Raw genomic sequence first — 314 nt, 5'->3', positions numbered from 1 at the left:
GAGCCAGCTAACGTTGATGCCATTCTTGGCCTGACGGAAGTGGATATCGCCGCCGGTGACAAAGCGGCGGCACGCAGCCAGCTGGCGAAACTGCCAGCCACCGATAATACCTCACTGAATACACAGCGGCGCGTGGCGCTGGTACAGGCGCAGCTTGGCGATACCGCAGCGGCGCAGCAGACGTTTAACAAGCTGATCCCGCAGGCAAAATCTCAGCCGCCGTCGATGGAAAGTGCAATGGTACTGCGTGATGGTGCAGGGTTTGAAGCGCAGGCGGGCGATCCGGAGCAGGCGCTGGAAACCTACAAAGACGC

The 314-nt window shown here is 60.5% G+C and carries 1 pseudogene; it reads left to right on the top strand.

The features are described from left to right. Window positions 1-314, top strand: a pseudogene (locus FC814_RS22625) (cellulose biosynthesis protein BcsC); the annotation flags it as partial.

The organism is Escherichia sp. MR, from assembly GCF_005280595.1.
Taxonomy (GTDB): domain Bacteria; phylum Pseudomonadota; class Gammaproteobacteria; order Enterobacterales; family Enterobacteriaceae; genus Escherichia; species Escherichia ruysiae.
The sequence above is the reverse complement of the archived record's forward strand: the minus strand, read 5'-3'. Positions and strand labels throughout refer to the sequence as shown.